This window comes from Streptomyces sp. H27-H1, assembly GCF_026627445.1.
In the GTDB taxonomy this organism is placed as follows: domain Bacteria; phylum Actinomycetota; class Actinomycetes; order Streptomycetales; family Streptomycetaceae; genus Streptomyces.
The window spans coordinates 1-17,219 of sequence record NZ_JAPNLJ010000087.1; the positions used below are offsets into that span (position 1 = coordinate 1).

The following is a 17,219-nucleotide window of genomic DNA, read 5'->3' on the forward strand; positions in this document are numbered from 1 at the left end:
AACCGCCTCAAGAACTTCCGGGCCGTGGCCACCCGTTACGACAAACGCGCGTACGTCTACCTCGGGACCGTCACCCTCGCTGCCCTGATCATCTGGATCCGAACCTGATCCAAGAAACAGAACCTAGCCCGCCAGATGGTCGCACTGGCCTCCAGTTGCACCCACTGCCTGGCGTGGAAGGCCGACGGAGCCCGGCTGTGCCTGCCGTGCCAGCGCTTCAAGCAGGCCCACCACCAGGTCGGCGCGTGCGCGCGCTGCGGACGGAACCTGCCACTGCAGCAGGGACGATGCCGGATGTGCCTGTACGCCCTTGCTCACATCGGAGAGCGAGCTTTGACGCCCGGCGTCCAGTTATGGATGGATGGAGCCGGGCTACGGCCGCGCTGGCGCGGGTACCGACTCGTCACTGGACAGGACGGCATCCAGCGCCCAGTCGCCGCCGAATCGACCGCGGACCGCCGACAGCCCTTGGTGTCTCCCACGATCGCTACCGTCTGGCAGCTCGCTCTGTTCCCCGCACCGCCGCGGCACTGGGAAGTTCTGCATCAGCGCGAGTTGCCCGCGCTCAGCGACCGGGCAGAGGCACTTCGCCGGGAGCTCGCCCAGCTCGCCGCCCGTCAGCAGTGGCGCCCCCGGGCCGCCAGCGCCCACCAACGGACACTGACCATGATCACGGCGTGGCTGGGCGTGGAGGCACCAATTGAGGAAGCCGACCTGTGGGCAATCGCCCGTCTGGGAAACTCCTACAACGCCCGCCGGCTCATCCCCTTTCTCACGGAACGCGGTCTGCTCATACCTGACCACGTCCGGCACGCCGACCCCCACCGAGCAGGTGTCGCCCGCCTCCGTCGACGCATCCCTGCCCATCTGCTCCCGGAGGTCGACGTATGGATCGCAGTGCTGCGCGGCGAGGGCAGGCGGCCATCGCGCCCGTTCCCCTGGAAGACGGTGAACGGCTATCTCGGCTACGCGACGCCCTTGTTGGAATCGTGGGGACCGGCGGTGACGTCCTTACGCGAGATCACCACAGCGCATGTCCAAGGAGCTGTCGACAACGCTTCCGGTGTTGATAGTGTCTTCACCGCCTTGCGGTCCCTGTTCAGGGCACTCAAGCGGGAGCGGGTCATCTTTCATGATCCTGCCCGCTCAGTGACGTTCACGTTCCGCTTCGCCCTCCGCAGGCCCGTGCCCTCCGATCGGCTCGTCGGGCTCATTGACCGTGTTCCCACCGCGTCAGGCAGGGTCGCCGTCGCGCTGACAGCGATCCACGCGCTGCGGGCGCACACCATCCGCGGGACGCTGCTGTCCGATCTGAACCGGTCGAAGGGGACCCTCGGCGTGCGGGGTACCTCCGGCAGGCAGACGCGGCTCGTCTACTTGGACGACTTCACGCTGTCCCTGATCGCCACGATACTCAAGGAACGTGCCGCACGCTGGCCGCACTCCACCAACCCACACCTGCTGGTCACGCGGGTGACGGCGCATGATCCTGCGGGACCTCAAATGAGCCACAAGGCATTCCAGTACTTCTTTCGCTGCCTCGGAATCAACGCGGAGCAGGTACGCATCGACAGGATCTTGGATGAGGCCCGGGCGACCGCCGATCCGGTACACCTGATGACGGTCTTCGGGATCACCAAGGACACGGCCATGGACTACCTCGCGTCAGCCCACCCCGAGAGGTTCCCCGCCGACCCCATCGCTCCATAAGTTTGCGCTGGCCCACGGCATCACGACCCTGACGTGCGTCACCGCAGCAGTCCCACCAGGGCGCGTGACCTGTGACTACTGTGATCCGTTGGGGGACGACATGACGGCAGCGCGAGGGAACCCCGAGGAGTGGCGGGGGTGGCGACCCGGTCGGCCATGGCGCACCCTCGGCCGGCCCGGCGGCTGGCGGTCCATGAGGGCGACGACGCCCGCATCCGCACGCTGCTGGCCACTTTGACCGCCGCCGCGGACACCGCGGCCCTGCTGTACCTGCGCGAGCGGCTGTACGCGCCGGAGTGAGGTGCGGGGTGTGGTTCAGTCACGGTGGAACAGGTCTCCGGTGTTCACCGTGCGCCGGCCGCCCCACGCCTGGCCCGGACGGCGGGGCACCTCCCGGCCCTCGGCGAGCCACTGGCGCTCCACGGCGTCGTAGATCGGTGCGTCGGACCCCTGCCTGAACTCCTCGGCCAGCCGGGCGAATCCGGCTCGCTCCGGAGGCGAAACGGTTTTCTGCTCCATGCCCGGATCCAACGAACCCTGGCGGCCGACGTGGCGGCGCGTTCCGCAGTGGATCGGCATTCGAGGGTGTCGTACCTTTCGCGGCATACGCTGCCGGGATGGACGCGATCGTCGGCGCCGCCGCATTGTCCGTCGCGCTGACCCGCACCGCCCGCCTCGGCCGGCTCCGCCGCCTTGGCTCGGTCGCCTCACGCCCCGGCGGCGGCCTGCTGCTCCTGGTCGGCGCCTACGTGGCGTACTACGGCTGGTACGAGATCCGGGTTCTGCGTGGGGGGAATGTCAGCGACCCCGTGATCGACGCAGCGAGCACAATCCAGCGGTGGACTGCCGAGGGCCTGGACCGTATCGGCGTTCCCCTTGTGGCCGCCGCGCTCGGACTGCTGCTCATCGCTGCCGTGTCCATTCACCGCCACAAGACGCGCCAGGAGGCTTCCGGCACCGACGAGGAGCCCGGCCCTCCAGGCCATGAGCGACGCACTTGATGCCGCTCTCCAGGGGGTTGGGAGCGGGCCCGGTCCTGTGAGTGTCATCGGCACAGCCCGTCACGCCTCATGCCCTGCGGAGTCGAGCGGGATGGGGGAGGCCGACTTGCGCTTCCCGCGGGTCGGGGTCCATCGGGTGCGCCGCAGCGCCCAGCCGGTGAGTACGGCGGCCGCCGCGATGGCGTACGCGGTGGTCCCCACGGTGTGCCAATCGTCGAACGCCCGTCCTGTGACGTAGGTCGCGGCCCCCGCCATCGCGATGCCCAGCCACTCCCAGCGACCGTCCAGTGCGACCAGGGCGACGAGCAGCAGCGCGTACCAGGAGTAGCCCGGCGTCAGCAGCAGGAACGCCGTGCCGGTGACCAGCAGGGCGCCGGCCCAGGGACGCTCCCGATCGCCGTGCCGCAGGACATGCCACACGACAGCCAGCATCCCGACGGCCACGGCGGGCAGGACCCAGGAGTCGGGCAGGACCAGGCGCAGCAGCGCGTACCGGTTGCTACCGGAGGGGGTGTCGTCGTAGCCCTCCTCCTTGACGTAGCCGCCGAGGTAGCCGAAGACCGAGCCCTTGGACAGCAGCTCGTACGGCAGATAGACGACGGCCACCACCGCGGCGGCGGGGAGCAGTACGGCCGCCGCGTCCCGGACCCGCCGCACCCCCGAGAGCGCGCCGGGCAGCACCAGGGCGGGCAGCAGTTTGGTCGCGACGGCCGCGCCCAGCAGGGCGCCGCCCGTGATCCGGCGCCGGGCCACGACACCGAGCGCCACGACGGCCAGGAGCACGCCGAGCACATCGGCATGTGCGTTGTTCACCGCCTCGACGGGCACGGCCGGGCACCAGGCCCAGTAGGCGGCCCACCGCACAATGCCGCGCCGGCGCAGCACCAACAGCAGGGCGGCGGTGACGCTGAGCGAGAGCAGCGCCCCGCCGACTTGGAGTGGTTTGTGGCTGGCGCCGTCCGGGGCGAGGGCATGGACGAGGAGGAAGTAGGCCTCGGCGACGGGCGGGTAGATGGTGTGGACCTGCGGGCGGTTGATGCGGGTGCAGTGCGTGTGACCGGCGGGCGCGGGGATCCACGCCCGGTCCGGATGCGCGCACGCGGCGCCGGTGGGGAAGAGCCAGCTGTCGCGAAGCCGGGTCAGTTCCGGGTCGGCCGGCGCGTGGTCGTACGGGGAGATGCCGGCCGCCTGCACCCGGCCGTCCCAGGCGTAGCGGTAGGAGTCGGTGCTGGTGCGCGGGGGAGCCGCCAGGCCCGTGGCGGCCACCGCGATGCCGCCCGCGAGCACCAGCGCCACAGCGTGCCGGACGGGCACCTTCCGCAGCGAACATACCGCGGCGGCGAACAGCAGCCAGCACGACACGTACCACCAGGACAGCCAGGCCGGATCCAAGTGGTAGCCGTCCTTGCGGACGGCTACGACGAGGACTGCGGTCAGGGCGGCCAGCAGGATTCCGGTGTGGAATGTACGTCCGTTGGTCACCGGTTGGCAGCCGTCGTTTCTCTCTTGAGCCGATGGTGTGATGCCCGCCTAGCAGGCGGGGACGCGGTACGAAGCCGGCGGTCATTGCGGCCTGGCCTGTATCAGCAGGGCCAGGCTCGTGGCGAAGCGGGTGTGCGGGGCCTGGGCCGCCACCGCCCGCGCGTCAGCGGCGGTGTCGACGTCCCGCAGCACCGGCAGGTCCCGCACCGTCAGCCCGGCCTCGGTCAGCCGCTGGCGTTGCAGGGCACCGGTGTCGGGGACGTCCATCGGTACCCCGCGCAGCAGTGCGGGATCGGGTTCGGCGAGTCCCAGCGCCCAGAAGCCACCGTCCAGTGCCGGGCCGAACCATGCGTCGCAGCCCTGCCAGGCGTCCTCGGCCAGCGCGGGCGCCAGGACAGCGGGGGTGACCTGCGGAGTGTCCATACCAATCAGTAAGACCGGACCCGTGCACACCCCGAATGCCGCGGCCAGCCGTTCATCCAGCCGGCCCTGCCCCTGCGGCACGACCTCGATGCCGGGCGGCACCCAGGGTCCAGGTGTGCCGTCGAGGACCAGCACCCGCCGCTCGGCGGGGGCCGCGAGCATTGCTTGCAGGGAGTCGGTGAGCATCGCCTGGGCCAGGAGCGCCGCCTCCTGGGGCGTGTACGGCGGGGTAAGGCGGGTCTTCACCCGCCCGGGCACCGGTTCCTTGGCAAGGATGAGCATCGTGGTCACTGCGCATCCTCCCCACCGGATGCCGGGACGGGCAGCGGCGGCTGCGAGAGCACGGTGCGCATGTCGTGCACCGCGTGCCAGGTACCCCGCCAGGTCCCGGTGACCCTCGACTTCCCGGCCCGCGGCAGATACGGGACATCGACTTCGCTGACCCGCCAGCCCGCGTCGGCCGCGCGCACGACCATCTGGAGCGGGTAGCCGCTGCGCCGGTCAGTGAGGTGGAGGCCGACCAGCGGCTCACGCCGGGCGGCACGCATGGGCCCCAGATCGTGCAGCCGCAGCCCAGTGCGCCGTCGCACCATCCAGGACAAGGCCAGATTCCCGGCCCGCGCATGAACAGGCCATGCCCCGCGCCCCTGCGGCCAGCGTCGCCCCAGCACCAGGTCTGCCTTTCCGTCCGCCACTTCCTGCACGAAGACGGGAAGCAGCCCGGGGTCCAGGGAGGCGTCGCAGTCACAGAAGCAGACGAACTCCGCCTCCGCCGCAAGCAGCCCCGCCTGGCACGCGGCCCCGAACCCACGCTCCGGCTGGTACACGACGCACGCGCCGAGCGCGGAGGCGATAGCCCCTGAGCCGTCGCTGGAGCCGTTGTCGACGACGATCGCGCGCCAGGCGGGCGGGATGCGCTCCAGCACCCAGGGCAGGGCGGAGGCTTCGTCCAGGCAGGGCAGGACGACGTCCACCATCGTCGTATTCGGGTCGGTCACGTCCTCACCGTACGCATCCAGAACCGGATATTCAGGAGTGAAGATACCCGCGACGTGTCGTCGGCTCCAGGCCGTCGGACTTCGGCACCGGGCAGCGCGTGACCGGTCCGAGGCAGGCCCGTGCCGCGCAGCATGCTCACCACGGGCTGGGGGGAGGGGCTGTGCCGCGCCATGGCCCTGAGGAACAGTCCGGGGTTGCTGCGGCAACAGCCGGTCTCGCTCTCGAACAGGGACTTCCGCGTTCGAGGAGGCGGCGGGCACGGCCGACCGGCGGTACGGAACGCGGCGGCCGGTCCTCTGGTTTCGAGATCACGTTCCGCGTTCGCCGCTGCGTGCGAACTCCGCCATTCCCTCGGCGAAGCCGGTCTCCGCCCGCCAGCCCAGCTCACGGTTCAGGCGCTGCGAGGACGCGGTGATGTGCCGTACGTCGCCCAGCCGGTACTCGCCGGTGACCACGGGTTTTGGGCCGCCGTGCGCCCGGGCCAGCGCCGTCGCCATCTCCCCGACGGTGTGCGGTTCGCCGCTGCCGGTGTTGAACGCGCTCAGCACGCCCGGCTCCCGGCCGGCGAGGGCCTCCAGCGCCAGCACGTTGGCCGAGGCCACATCCCGTACATGCACGAAGTCCCGCCGCTGCCCGCCGTCCTCGAAGACCCTCGGCGCCTCGCCCCGGGCGAGCGCCGACCGGAAGAAGGACGCCACACCCCCGTACAGGGTGTTGCGCGGCATCCCCGGCCCGTACACGTTGTGATAGCGCAGCGACACGGCCCGCCCGCCGGTCGCCCGCGCCCACGCGGCTGTCAGATGCTCCTGGGCGATTTTGGTTGAGGCGTACACATTGCGCGGATCGGCCGGTGCGTCCTCGTCCACCAGTCCGGGTACCAGCTCGGCGGCGCAGTCAGGGCAGGAGGGCTCGAAACGCCCGGCATCGAGATCCGCTGCCGCGCGTGGCCCGGGGTGCACGGGCCCGTGCCGGGGGCAGTCGTAGCGGCCTTCCCCGTACACGACCATCGATCCCGCGAGCACCAGCCGGCAGACCCCGGTCTCCGCCATCGTGGCCAGCAGCACGGCAGTCCCGAAGTCGTTGCAGCTCACGTAGGCGGGCGCGTCGGCGAAGTCCTTGCCCAGGCCCACCATGGCCGCCTGATGACAGACCGCGTCCACGCCGTGCAGCGCCCGGGCGAGCACGACCCGGTCCCGTACATCCGCATGGATCCAGTCCGCAGCCGCGTCGGGTGGCTGTGGAGCGGTCGGATGGGCCGAGGGCAGCAGAGCGTCGAGTACGACGGATTCATGGCCGCGGGCGGCGAGCGCAGTGACGACGTGCGAGCCGATGAAGCCAGCTCCCCCGGTGACAAGTACACGCATGACCGTGAACGCTAGGCGCTGCGACTCCCTGCCGTCCGGTCGCGCGCCGGGAGGTCACCGGTTCCCGGAAGTGTTGCCGACTGACGCCCTGCCGTTCGCGCATCGCAAGGCCCTGCGGCTTGCCGTGTCCGGGGGAGCGTGAGTGGATGGAGGTACGGCAGATGATCCTCACGTTCTCGGAGCATGATCAGAGGTCGTTCGCATGGCCGCTACCAACCGGTCCTCGCCCCCCGGCCTGGAGCCATTGGGCTCGTCCCGCCTCTCCCGCGTGCTCCTGGCCGTATGCCGGGTCACGGTCGGCCTGCTGTGGATCCAGAACCTTTCCTGGAAGCACCCGCCGGGCTTCGGGAACAAGTCCGACCCTCCTCAGGACCTGTACGCCTGGACCCTCAAAGGGGTCGACAACGAGGTCTTCGCCCCATGGGCGTGGCTGGTCGAGCACGTGATCATCCCCAATTTCGCGGTGTTCGCCTGGGGCGCCTTCGCGATCGAGGCATGCCTGGGCGCGTTCCTCCTGGTGGGCCTGGCAACCCGCCTCTGGGCGCTGGTCGGGCTGGCCCAGACGACCGCCATCACGTTCTCCGTCTTGAATACTCCGAACGAGTGGTTCTGGTCGTACTTCCTCATGTACGCCGTGCACCTGGCACTGCTGGCCACCGCTGCGGGACGCGCCTACGGCGTGGACGGCGCCCTGCGCCCGGTGTGGCGCCAACGCGGTGGCCGGCTGTCGCGGGTGCTGCTCGCGGCATCGTGAACCAAGGAAGGGATTCCCATGCAGACTCCGCGATCCGCCATCGGCCGGACGGCCGCCGGCCTGGGCGTGGGCGCTGCGGCGAGCAGCGTCCTGGCCATCGCCGACGGCCCGCCGTGGGGGATCGTCTCGCTGGGCGGGACAGGGACGCTGGTGCTGCTGCTCCTGGCCGCCGGCGCCGTGACGGCGGGGCTCTTGGCGGTGCGGTCGCTGATCGTCCTGGCCGGGGCGGGTTTCCTGGCGGCCGCCGTCCTGCAGCTGGTGCAGATCGGCTGGACCGGTGCGAACCTGCTCGGGGGCGACGGTTCCACCGTCGCCCTGCTGCTCGGTTTCGCCGTGGGCCTGCTCGCCCTCGGCCTCACCACAGCACCCGACGACCGTGATGCCCCCACTTCCTCCACGGGAAGGCACGATCCCGCATGAACGTCGACAGTCTGTTGCAGCCCGTCCTGGCCACCGCCACGGAACACGCGCCGGCCGTTGACACGGACGGCCGGTTCCCCGAAGAAGCGGTCGCAGCTCTGGGCGCGTCCGGCCTGCTGGGTCTGACACTGCCCGAGCGGGAGGGCGGGCTGGGAGCCGGCCCGGAAGAGTTCGCCCACGTCACGGCCGAGCTGGCGGGCGTCTGCGGATCGACGGCCATGGTCTACCTGATGCACATCAGTGGTGCCATGACGGTACTGGCCGCGGCACCGCCGGGGATGCCGGACCTGCCGGGCGACCTGGCCACGGGCAGGGCACTGGCCACGCTGGCGTTCAGCGAACCCGGCTCCCGCTCGCACTTCTGGGCGCCGATCTCCCAGGCCAAACGCAATGGCGGCCAGGAGGCGCAGTTCACCGCGGAGAAGAGCTGGGTGACCTCCGCCGGACATGCACAGATGTACATCACATCCGTGCTCTCCGCCGACGAGGCGGGCACCGTCGACCTGTACGCCATCGAAGCAGACGCCCCGGGCGTAGCCGTCACCGGCACGTTCCACGGTCTGGGCCTACGCGGCAACGCCTCCGCTCCCATGCGATTCGACATGACAGTCCCCGACACCCTGCGCCTCGGAGCTTCCGGCAGCGGGCTCACCCTGATGACCGAGACGGTCATGCCCTGGTTCAACCTCGGCAACGCCGCCGTCTCCCTCGGCCTGGCACGCGCCGCCCTGAACGCAGCCGTGCGCCACACCAGCGGCGCCACCCTCCAGCACACCGGCCAGAGGCTCGCCGAGCTGCCCACCATCCGCGCCCGCCTGGCCCGCATGTCGCTCCAGCTGGAAGCCGCACACGCCTACCTGCGTGCCGCGGCGGCCAGCATCGCCGCACCCGACGAGCAGACCCCGCTGTACGTCCTCGGGGTCAAGGCGCTGGCCAACGACACCGCCCTGACCGTCACCGACGACGCCATGCGGGTCTGCGGCGGCGCCGCGTTCTCCCAGCACCTAGCCATCGAACGGTTCTTCCGCGACGCCCGCGCCGGCCACGTCATGGCCCCCACCGCCGACGTCTTGTACGACTTCTACGGCAAGGCCATCACCGGCCAGCCGGTATTCGGCTGAACCGGACGCCCACCCGGCGCACCCGGCAAGGAGGACCTCATGGAACCGCTGGTCGTCGGCGCGGTGGCCTACACCCCCAACGTGGTGCCCATCTGGGAAGGCATTCGCGACTACTACCGCACCGCCCCCGTCGAGATGGACTTCGTTCTCTTCTCCAACTACGGCCGCCAGGTCGACGCACTGCTGGCCGGGACCATCGACATCGCCTGGAACACCAACCTTGCCTGGGTGCGAACCGTCCTCCAGAGCGGCGAGCGGGCCCGGGCGCTGGCCATGCGCGACACCGACCTCACCTTCCGCAGCCACCTCGTCTGCCGCGCCGGGGCCGGACTGCGCGGCCCCGCCGACCTCAGAGGCCGACGTCTCGCCCTCGGCAGCCGCGACTCCGCACAGGCCGCGATCCTGCCCCTGCACTACCTGCGCCGCGAAGGCATCACCAACGGCGACGTGGAACTCCTGCGCATCGACAGCGACCTGGGAAAGCACGGCGACACCGGCCGCAGCGAACTGGACGCCATCCGGGCCGTCCTAGACGGCGACGCCGACGCCGCCGCGATCGGCAATTCCACCTGGGAATCCATCGGCCGGGACGAACTCATGCCCGACGCCCTCGAAGCGTTCTGGACCAGCCCCGCCTACTGCCACTGCAACTTCACCGCACTCGACACCCTCGACCCCACCCGCGCCGACGCCTGGACCACGCACCTGCTCGCCATGGACTGGAACAACCCCGAACACCGGCGGATCCTCGAACTGGAAGGCCTCACACGGTGGGTACGACCGCAGCTCGACGGTTACGCCGACCTCTTCCAGGCGGTCGAGGAACAACAGATCGCGGCCCGGTGGTGACCATGGTGATCCTTGAGCTGCTCGAGAAGGTCTCCGCAACCGCCGACGGAGATACGATCACGCTGCCCGTCGCCTCACCCGGCGACGCGGAACTGGCCGCCGCCTGGTGCGCCCGTACCGGCAACACACTCGTGGCTGCCGACGACACCAGCATCACCATCCGCCGCGGGCGCCCGCCCGACCCCATGGCAGCCCTGCCCGAAGACCGCCGTCCCGGGGCACGCCTGTGGCTCTACACCAACTTCGACTGCAACCTCGCCTGCGACTACTGCTGCGCCCGATCCTCACCACAAACAGAGCGGCGAGCCCTGGGCGTGGACCGCGTCCAGCAGATCGCGAAGGCCGCCCCTAAAGCCGGAGTCCTGGAGATCCTGCTCACCGGCGGTGAACCGTTCATCCTGCCCGACCTCGACCAGATCGTCGCCGCATGCACCGCCGCGCTGCCCACCACCCTCCTCACCAACGGCATGCTCTTCCGCGGACGACGGCTCCAGATCCTCCAGGCGATGCCCCGCGAACGGCTCACCCTGCAGATCAGCCTTGACTCCGCCACCCCCGACCTGCACGACTCCCACCGCGGCAAAGGCACCTGGGCCAAAGCCGTCGCCGGCATCCGCACCGCCCTCGGAGAGGGCTTCACCGTGCGGGTGGCCGCCACCCTCACCACCGACGACCGACACGAGGAGAGTCAACTGCGATCCTTCCTGGATTCGCTCAGCATCGCCCGCGAGAACCAGGTGGTCCGCCCCCTCGCCCATGAGGGCGCCGCCGACGAGGGCCTGGAACTCACCGTCCAGACCCTGATCCCGGAAGTGACCATCACCGCCGATGGCGTCTACTGGCACCCCGTGGGAGCCGACAACGAAGAACAGCTCGTCACCCGCCACATCTTCCCCCTCGACACCGCCATCGAGCTCGTACGAGAGCAGTACCGTTCCTACCGGAACACGGCGGACTCCGCCGCCCGCACCTTCCCCTGCGCATGAGTCAACGAGCCACAGGAGATGGCCCCCTGCTCATCGCCGCAGCACGACACAGGTCCGGGCACGTTCCGGGACAAGGGGTCCCAGGAACGGACCAGGAAACCGGTGTTGCTGTCAGATCGCCAGGAAGGACTTGATGCACCTGGTGCGGTGGATGCCGTCGCTGAAGCAGTCCGTCGAGCAGATCCCCAAGGACTCTCCGGGCTGGGGCTTCACCATGTTCGAGCCGCGGGCCGAGGGCATGGCGGTGATGGGCGTCGCCCTGGCGGCGGACTGGCCCGCCTGTCAGAGAAGCAGGCGCGGGCCGCGCGTCTGCCGTGCGCCGAGTACGACTACGACCTCCGCCGGCGCGGCGAGGACCTTCTGCCGTACTACATCCCGGCGCCGGAGAAGCCGAACAAGCTCCGCCTGGTGTGCGGACAGTGCTGCAACGACGGCATGGACGAGATGGGGCGCCTGGCCGCGCTCGCCGGGCAGCTGTCATGACCGGCTCCGAGCGGGGGCGAACGCACCCCGGACACCATCCTGATCTCCGAGCTGATCGGTCTGCTGAGCGCCGCCGAGCACTACATCACTGCCGGCGACGACGCCCGCCTCCACTACCTCGACAAGCGTGCCAGCCTGTTCCACCGCCTCGTCGACGCCACCGGTGACGAGGCCTCGCGCTACCTCGCCCAGGACGCTGAGGACCGGGCCCGCGACGCCCGCGCGGCCGCGGAGGCGATGGCTGCCGACGCGGTGATCCCCGGCCCGCGCCCCGCACCGTGTGAGGCACAACGGGACTGGCCATGGGCGGTGAAGGATCAAGAGCGTGTGCGTCCGTGGGGACGCTGGAGGCGTCCCGGGCAACGTGCGTGAACGGCAGCGGCACAGCTACCGGGCTCTTGGCCACGGTCGGGTCCGCTGCTGGGGTCGGGTACCGGCTCCACCCGGATCGGGGGGAGAACCAGGAAGCCGGTACCCGGAGCGGGCGCCCGTGAAGGGGCCCGGATGTTCATGACTACAGGACATGAGCCGCTGGCCTGGGGATTGGGGCCGGAGTGTCCAGGGAGCTGTCCCTGGACACCCCACCGCCCCCACGATGGCTCGTCCCGTCAGGGGCCGAGGAGTACGGTGATGAGTTTGCGGGCCGCTGTCTTGGTCAGCCGCCCCAGCGCCGTCTGCGCCTTCTCACCGGTGTCGCGCGGTGCGACACCGGTGCCCTTGACTGCATTGTTGAACGCGGTGTCGAACCGGTCGGGGCCCGGCCTTGGCGACGAGGGTGTCCAGGTACTTCAGCTGAGCGGGGGTCGATGCTGTTGCGGGAGTCATTGGCGAGCGGGTCGGGCTGGTTGATGTACCGGTCGTACATCGGGTGTCCCGATGTACGACTTCCAGGGCCTCCTTCAGGCCGCGGTCGGTCTCATGCTCGGTGACGCCGGCGATCTCGCCGACGGCGCGGACGAGGCCCTGGCCCACGATGAGTGCCTGGCACTAAAATCGCCGCCCAGAGCGGCGAAGCGGCCCGCCGACTTCCCGTCGGCGGGCCGCTTGCCTTCATTCGCCTGTCAGGCCTTGTCGAGTGCCGCGGCACCGAAGGAAACGTTGAAGCGGTCGCACCAGATGCTCACGCTCGTGTACTGGGAGAGGTCCACACCGGTGGGAAGGACGTAGTTCTGGTCGCCCTTGTTGCCCTTGAGCTTGCCCAGGCTGACGTACTTGCCGTCGTCGAAGACCTCCCAGCCCGCCTTGCCCTCCTTCACCGGGGCGTCGGTCAGCCACACGTGCAGGTCCGGGCCGTTGCTGGTGTCGAGATTCTCCAGCCGCAGCGTGTGCGAACCATCCGCCAGGCGGACAATCTTCACGGTGCCCGTCGTGGTGTGCTCATGACTGATCAGCTGCCCCGTTGCGACGGCCTGCGGGACCGCAGGCGCCGCCGGCGTTGCCGAGCTCGCACCGGGCGGGGTCGACCCGGCCGGGGCGGTGGCGGTCACGGAGGGCAGGGCCTCTTGCACCGTCTCGTCCTGCCACAGCTTCCAGGGCTGAAACAGATACATGCCCACGCCGATCACGGCGACCGCGACCACCGCGATAGCGTGAACGACCGGCCTGCTTGCTATTCGTCCGCGCGCCATAAAATTGCCCCCCACTCGATCCGATTCCCGCCTGAGACTAGACGGCTTCCACCACCGGCGTGAGCCCTGATCCAGATCCCGGACAGGTCCCGGACAGCGGATGCAACAACACAGGGCACAGGTAGAGCGCCGAGCGGACCAAGGCGAACGACTGAGACGCGCGGTGATCGACGGCACTCGGGCCGCGCAGAATGCTGGATTGGCTCCCGAACGCTCGTGATTCAGCAGCGAACCCACACGTCTGAGGCGATAATTTGGCGAGATACCCCTCGGGTTCCCGTAGCTTCCCCTTCGAGATTCGGCGAACCCGTCGGCTTCTCGGCTCCGGCGGCTGCAACGCCGCGCTGATGGCGGAGCTCGTCGGTGACCGCGGGACGGTCACCACCATCGACATCGACGGCGACGTGACCGCGCGGGCCCGCAAGCTGCTGGACGAGAACGGCTACGAGAGGGTGAACGTCCTCACCGGCGACGCGGAGGACGGGGTGCCGGAGGCCGGGGTCCTTGACCGGCTGATCGTCACCGTCGGCGCCTGGGACATCCCGCCGGCGTGGACTGGCCAGTTGAACGACGGCGGGCGCCTGGTCGTCCCACTGCGGATGCGTGGCCTGAGCCGGTCGGTGGCCTTCGACCGTGACGGCGACCGCTTGGTCTCCCAGTCCGCCGAGATGTGCGGCTTCGTCACCATGCAGGGTGCCGGAGAGCACCAGGAGCGGTTGCTCCTGCTGCAGGGCAAGGAGATCGCGCTCCGCTTCGATGAGGGCTGGCCCCAGGACCCGGACGCGCTGAACGGGGTGTTCGACACCGAGCGGGCGGAGGTCTGGTCGGGGGTCACCGTCGCTCTGACCGAGCCGTTCACCAGCCTGCAGATGTGGCTGGCGACCGCCCTGGACGGCTTCTGCCTTATGGCCGTGGACGCGGACCTGGACACCGAGCTTGTCGCCCCGCAGAACAAGTCCGCCTGCCTGTCCCTCCTGGACGGGGCTTCCCTCGCTCACCTGACCATTCGCCGCGCCGGTGACCGGGCCGAGTTCGGGGCGCACGGCTACGACCCCGACGCGGAGGCCGTAGCCGGGGCCCTGGTGGAGGCGATCCGCGTCTGGGACCGGGACCACCGGCGCAGCGAGCCGGTCATCTACGCCTACCCCGTCGCCACCCCCGTGGCAGAGCTTCCCGCCGGGCGGGTCATTACCAAGCGGCACCGCCGCATCGTCATCTCCTGGCCCCCCGAGGGTCAGGCCAGCCAGAGCACCACCACCGAGAAGGAGAAGTGATCATGACCAAGCAGATCGCCACGGCCACTACCGGCATCAGCAGTGAATTCGCCCTGGACCTGCGTGTGGTCGAGGCCGGGGCGCCCGTCGCGAGCCTCCTGCGCAGCACCGACGACGGCTGCGGTTCGACCTGCTCCAACGGCTCCACCGCCTGCGCGTCCTCCGTCAGCGACCCCTCCTGACGGTCGCCGCGAAGGCGAGGTGGAGCACCGCGGCCGGCCGTGGTGCGCCGCCTCACCTCCCACCCCCGCCGCCAGGCACGCGTTCGCGTGCCCGGCGGCACCACCACGGCAAGGACACCGGAGCGAGGGGCGAGGGGCCATGACGGCAAGGCTGTACCGGCACGCGGGCGTACTGCTGATCCGGGCCACCACCCACCCGGGAGAAGGTGTCCCGGCCGTGGACGTGGACCTGACGGGCCCACATCGCGGGGATCAAGGCCCTGGCGCATCCTCCGCAAAGCCCGCTGCCACCCCAGCAGACTCCGTCAATCACCAAAGCCATCCTCACCCTGGAGACTCACCACTGAACAAGCTCATGGAGTGGCCATGCCGGTGGAGGCGAGGGATGCGTGGTTGCTGTCGCCGGCCGCGCAGGAGGTGGTGCGGCTAGGCCGTTTCCTACCGATCATCTGATCGCTGGTTGATGTGTGTCGTTCTGACGCTCAGTGGGCGCCGATCGAGCCGTTGTTGCCGGACCGTGCACCTCAGCGGGGTGGGCGATGGCGTGATCACCGTCAGGTGATCGACGTGATCGCATTCAAGTACCGCACCGGGGCGCCTTGGATGGGCCTCCCTGAGCGCTTCGGATACTGGAAGGGCGCTCACAGCCAACTGCGGATGTGGGCAATCGACGGCACGTGGCAGCGAGTCTTCGCAGCCCTGCTCGCCCCGGCCGACAGCGAAGACGATCTGGACTGGGTCGACGCGGTCGACTCCACGATCGTTCGCGCCCACCAGCACGCGGCCGGGGCCCGTTAACCCGACGAGCTCCTGAACGCCGACCTCAAGCGGCACGTCCACGCCGCACGCGCCCGCACCGTCGACGACTGTGAGGTGCCCGCCGGCAGTACCTGCCGCACCCGCAGCGGCAAGGCCGCCCTGAAGTACCACACCCCGCGCTTCGTGCTCGCCCCCCAGCTCCGCGCCGAGCTCGACGCCCTGGCGGAAGCCGGGTGCGACCCGGGTCTTCTCCGAGAAGATCAGCACCCCGTCCAAGTCCGGCCGAGCTCGTCTTCCGTCCGCAGTCCGGGCTTGCGGCGCGGGCTGTTGAATGTAATGGCTACATATGATCCGAGCACCGGCGGGGGGACCAGTTGCCAGACTGGGCGATGTGACCGCCAGAGTTCGTAAGGTCGCCATTGGATGGCCCATTGTGAAGCCAGTAGCTGACGGCGCTCCGAGATCTGCGGACCAGGTTTAGTAGATTGAACATGGGTATCCCTTTGTTGTATGTCTTTCTTCTACTGTGCGTTAGCGCCCCAGCCCCGCATAGGAACGGTCGGTGGAATGAGCAGTGGATTCCCCGTCCACCAGTTGGCCCCAGTCGATGGCGGCGTAGTGACACGCGTGCCTGCCGCGCGCTCGGGCACGTGGCGGTTCCCCTGGGTCGGCCGCAGCAGACATCCAAGCAGGCCTCTACCTGCAGAGGCCGAACCAGACGATCAGTGAGCCTTTTCCAACCTCATATTGAGGCGTGGTGGAGGACGAGGACTGCCTTCACGATGTCGGTGATCCGGTTGGTGCTGCAGCGGAGCTTCCGCAGGAGGCGCCAACCCTTCAGCACGGCCATGGCCTGCTCGCCGACGCAGGGGAGTATCAGGATCTAGGTGTATGCCACCCGTTCGGTCTAGGTGTTGATCTTGTTGTCAGGCGTGGGCTGGATGGCTCACCGCTGTCCGGCTGACAGGCGGCCGTCGAAGGTGATGTCGAAGGCGTTGAGTGCGCCTTTCCAGCGGTTGCTCCAGCGTTGACGGCCGCGTCCGGTGGGGTCGAGGGCGAGGGTGGCCAGGTAGAGGCGTTTGAGGGCGGCCTGCTCGTTGGGGAAGTGACCACAGGCGCTGGCGGCTCGGCGGTAGCGGGCGTTGAGGGACTCGATGGCGTTGGTGGTGGCGATGACCTGCCGGATGTCGGTGTCGAAGGCGAGGAAGGGCACCATTTCGCTCCAGGCCCGTTCCCACAGTTTCACCACGGCCGGGTAGGAGGACTCCCAGATGCCGGCGAACTCCGCGAACCGCTCCACAGCCGCGGCTTCGTTGGGGGCGGTGTAGACGGGTTTGAGGTCCTTGGCCATGGCGGCCCAGTCCTTCCTCGACGCGTAGCGGAAGGAGTTGCGCAGGAGGTGGACGATGCAGGTTTGCACCACGGTCTGCGGCCAGACCTGGGCGACCGCCTCGGGCAGCCCGCTCAGCCCGTCGCAGACCAGGATCAGGCAGTCCTTGACCCCGCGGTTCTTGATCTCGGTCAGCACCGACTGCCAGTACTTGGCGCCCTCGCCACCGCCCGAGGTCCACAGGCCCAGGATGTCGCGGTAGCCGTCGGCGGTCACGCCCAGGACCACATAGACCGGCCGGTTGGCGACCTGACCGTCCCTGACCTTGGTTCTGTCGACGATCTTGTGATCCGGTGGGGCGGGGTCATCGTGCGAGCAGGACGCGTTTGCGAAGGAGATCGAGGCTGGCTCGGCCGAACATCTGGCGCTTCAGCATCTTCAGCCGGTTGATGTT

The 17,219-nt window shown here is 69.5% G+C and carries 18 protein-coding genes and 3 pseudogenes; 13 read left to right on the forward strand and 8 right to left on the reverse strand.

Annotated features, from left to right (window positions below; genetic code table 11):
* The 3 genes and pseudogenes from OTB20_RS40390 to OTB20_RS40400 form a co-directional block, all read left to right on the forward strand.
* Nucleotides 1-108: pseudogene (locus tag OTB20_RS40390) on the forward strand (IS5/IS1182 family transposase); the annotation flags it as partial.
* 27 nt (nt 109-135) lie between these two features.
* A complete protein-coding gene (locus tag OTB20_RS40395) occupies nt 136-1,710 on the forward strand; it encodes a hypothetical protein (protein ID WP_267824898.1) in 1,575 nt (524 codons plus the stop codon).
* Between the two features lie 138 nt (nt 1,711-1,848).
* Nucleotides 1,849-2,010, forward strand: a complete 162-nt coding sequence (locus OTB20_RS40400; protein ID WP_267824899.1) for a hypothetical protein — start codon at nt 1,849-1,851, stop codon at nt 2,008-2,010.
* A gap of 15 nt (nt 2,011-2,025) precedes the next feature.
* Here OTB20_RS40400 and OTB20_RS40405 read toward each other — a convergent pair whose 3' ends face one another.
* Nucleotides 2,026-2,229, reverse strand: coding sequence for a hypothetical protein (locus tag OTB20_RS40405; RefSeq protein ID WP_267824900.1), 204 nt, complete (start codon nt 2,227-2,229; stop codon nt 2,026-2,028).
* A gap of 98 nt (nt 2,230-2,327) precedes the next feature.
* Here OTB20_RS40405 and OTB20_RS40410 point away from each other — a divergent pair, with 98 nt between their 5' ends.
* On the forward strand, nt 2,328-2,711 hold the full coding sequence (locus OTB20_RS40410) for a hypothetical protein (protein ID WP_267824901.1): 384 nt from the start codon (nt 2,328-2,330) through the stop codon (nt 2,709-2,711).
* Between the two features lie 60 nt (nt 2,712-2,771).
* On the opposite strand, the gene OTB20_RS40415 is transcribed toward OTB20_RS40410, so the two are convergent.
* The 4 genes from OTB20_RS40415 to OTB20_RS40430 form a co-directional block, all read right to left on the reverse strand.
* Entirely contained in the window at nt 2,772-4,193 is a 1,422-nt protein-coding gene (locus OTB20_RS40415) for a glycosyltransferase family 87 protein (RefSeq protein WP_267824902.1), read from the reverse strand.
* A gap of 81 nt (nt 4,194-4,274) precedes the next feature.
* Complete coding sequence (locus tag OTB20_RS40420) at nt 4,275-4,898, reverse strand: TIGR04282 family arsenosugar biosynthesis glycosyltransferase (RefSeq protein WP_267824914.1); 624 nt, start codon at nt 4,896-4,898, stop codon at nt 4,275-4,277.
* A 5-nt stretch (nt 4,899-4,903) separates the two neighbouring features.
* Nucleotides 4,904-5,593 carry a glycosyltransferase family 2 protein gene (locus tag OTB20_RS40425; protein ID WP_267824915.1) on the reverse strand — a complete coding sequence of 230 codons (690 nt, stop codon included), beginning with the start codon at nt 5,591-5,593 and terminating at the stop codon, nt 4,904-4,906.
* A 330-nt stretch (nt 5,594-5,923) separates the two neighbouring features.
* Nucleotides 5,924-6,979 (reverse strand): NAD-dependent epimerase/dehydratase family protein, encoded by a 1,056-nt coding sequence (locus tag OTB20_RS40430; RefSeq protein WP_267824903.1) that lies wholly within the window; start codon nt 6,977-6,979, stop codon nt 5,924-5,926.
* Nucleotides 6,980-7,181: 202 nt separating this feature from the next.
* Between OTB20_RS40430 and OTB20_RS40435 the strand changes: the two genes are divergently transcribed.
* From OTB20_RS40435 to OTB20_RS40460, 6 genes are all read left to right on the forward strand, one after another.
* A complete protein-coding gene (locus OTB20_RS40435; protein WP_267824904.1) occupies nt 7,182-7,733 on the forward strand; it encodes a DoxX family protein in 552 nt (183 codons plus the stop codon).
* Between the two features lie 18 nt (nt 7,734-7,751).
* A complete protein-coding gene (locus OTB20_RS40440) occupies nt 7,752-8,153 on the forward strand; it encodes a hypothetical protein (RefSeq protein ID WP_267824905.1) in 402 nt (133 codons plus the stop codon).
* The gene (locus tag OTB20_RS40445) at nt 8,150-9,274 is read left to right on the forward strand and encodes an acyl-CoA dehydrogenase family protein (protein WP_267824906.1); all 1,125 of its coding nucleotides are present in this window, start codon (nt 8,150-8,152) and stop codon (nt 9,272-9,274) included. Before OTB20_RS40440 ends, OTB20_RS40445 begins: the two co-directional genes overlap by 4 nt.
* Before the next feature lie 39 nt (nt 9,275-9,313).
* Complete coding sequence (locus OTB20_RS40450; RefSeq protein WP_267824907.1) at nt 9,314-10,123, forward strand: phosphate/phosphite/phosphonate ABC transporter substrate-binding protein; 810 nt, start codon at nt 9,314-9,316, stop codon at nt 10,121-10,123.
* A 2-nt stretch (nt 10,124-10,125) separates the two neighbouring features.
* Complete coding sequence (locus OTB20_RS40455) at nt 10,126-11,109, forward strand: radical SAM protein (protein ID WP_267824908.1); 984 nt, start codon at nt 10,126-10,128, stop codon at nt 11,107-11,109.
* A 102-nt stretch (nt 11,110-11,211) separates the two neighbouring features.
* Complete coding sequence (locus tag OTB20_RS40460) at nt 11,212-11,592, forward strand: hypothetical protein (protein ID WP_267824909.1); 381 nt, start codon at nt 11,212-11,214, stop codon at nt 11,590-11,592.
* A gap of 1,061 nt (nt 11,593-12,653) precedes the next feature.
* Here OTB20_RS40460 and OTB20_RS40465 read toward each other — a convergent pair.
* The gene (locus tag OTB20_RS40465; protein ID WP_267824910.1) at nt 12,654-13,220 is read right to left on the reverse strand and encodes a DM13 domain-containing protein; all 567 of its coding nucleotides are present in this window, start codon (nt 13,218-13,220) and stop codon (nt 12,654-12,656) included.
* 254 nt (nt 13,221-13,474) lie between these two features.
* Here OTB20_RS40465 and fxlM point away from each other — a divergent pair, with 254 nt between their 5' ends.
* The 3 genes from fxlM to OTB20_RS40480 all read left to right on the forward strand — a co-directional run bounded on the left by fxlM (nt 13,475) and on the right by OTB20_RS40480 (nt 15,474).
* Complete coding sequence (fxlM, locus tag OTB20_RS40470) at nt 13,475-14,494, forward strand: methyltransferase, FxLD system (protein ID WP_267824911.1); 1,020 nt, start codon at nt 13,475-13,477, stop codon at nt 14,492-14,494.
* Between the two features lie 2 nt (nt 14,495-14,496).
* Nucleotides 14,497-14,676: an FxLD family lanthipeptide gene (locus tag OTB20_RS40475; protein ID WP_267824912.1), complete on the forward strand. Its 180-nt coding sequence runs from the start codon at nt 14,497-14,499 to the stop codon at nt 14,674-14,676.
* Nucleotides 14,677-15,141: 465 nt separating this feature from the next.
* The gene (locus OTB20_RS40480) at nt 15,142-15,474 is read left to right on the forward strand and encodes a transposase (protein ID WP_267824913.1); all 333 of its coding nucleotides are present in this window, start codon (nt 15,142-15,144) and stop codon (nt 15,472-15,474) included.
* 703 nt (nt 15,475-16,177) lie between these two features.
* Here the strand turns inward: OTB20_RS40480 and OTB20_RS40485 are convergent.
* Nucleotides 16,178-16,294 (reverse strand): annotated as a pseudogene (locus OTB20_RS40485) (IS5/IS1182 family transposase); the annotation flags it as partial.
* Between the two features lie 87 nt (nt 16,295-16,381).
* A pseudogene (locus OTB20_RS40490) lies at nt 16,382-17,092 on the reverse strand (IS256 family transposase); the annotation flags it as partial.
* Between the last annotated feature and the right edge of the window lie 127 nt (nt 17,093-17,219).